Source organism: Bradyrhizobium sp. BRP20 (assembly GCF_020194215.1).
In the GTDB taxonomy this organism is placed as follows: Bacteria; Pseudomonadota; Alphaproteobacteria; order Rhizobiales; family Xanthobacteraceae; genus Bradyrhizobium; species Bradyrhizobium yuanmingense.
The window spans coordinates 1-665 of sequence record NZ_JADYVY010000086.1 but is presented as its reverse complement, the minus strand read 5'-3'; the positions used below and the strand labels follow the sequence as shown (position 1 = coordinate 665).

Sequence of the window (665 nt, the reverse complement as noted above, 5' to 3'; positions counted from 1 at the left end):
TTGCGCTATGGATGTTATGTAACGCGCACGCCTGCAGCAGGATGCGCGATATTTCAATCGATCAGCCTGACCTCGACGGCTCTGTACTTCGAGCGCTGTTTATTGAAACGAATACCGAAAGTCACGCGCGTGCCGGACACCAGATCAGCCCCTGCGCAGCCGCGAAGGTCCGATATGTGCACGAACAAATCCTTGCCGTCGCCATAGTCAGGCCGAATGAACCCCCAGCCCTTTTCAACGCTGTACGACACTACTGTTCCGGTGCGCATGTTTGTTCCACGGTCTTGCGGCTCGATATCGCCGCCTACTACTCCGGAGCTGCGGGTGCACTTTCCGTTCCTAACTCGGCGGCGACGAGCGCGAGCGAAGATGAGCGCCACCACTTGAACATCCTGACTCACCTCGCCTCACAGCAAACCGGCGGGGCGGACCAGGCGCTAGAAGCGACGAGCCCGCCCCTAACATTACCGCATCTGGAGACTCGGTGATGCTGCCCAGGACCGAGCAAGGGTCGTGCCGAATCGAGAATCGGAGATTCTGCAGGCGCTTCGTGGCGGGCTACAGGGTCAAGGTGTTCGCTTTGGTCTGAAAACTGATGGCCGACCGGGGCACTGTCCGTCCCAGTTGGTCCCGCCGAACTTCGGACTGCAGGCTCACGCTCGCGT

General features: G+C 59.8%; 1 protein-coding gene. It reads right to left on the bottom strand.

The features are described from left to right. Positions 1–53: 53 nt before the first annotated feature. The gene (locus tag I6F33_RS37910) at positions 54–269 is read right to left on the bottom strand and encodes a cold-shock protein (protein WP_225143937.1); all 216 of its coding nucleotides are present in this window, start codon (positions 267–269) and stop codon (positions 54–56) included. Positions 270–665 lie beyond the last annotated feature (396 nt).

Excerpts from the sequence above, each read along its gene's own strand:
- I6F33_RS37910 (WP_225143937.1), bottom strand. The coding sequence starts at position 269 with ATGCGCACCGGAACAGTAGTGTCGTACAGCGTTGAAAAGGGCTGGGGG.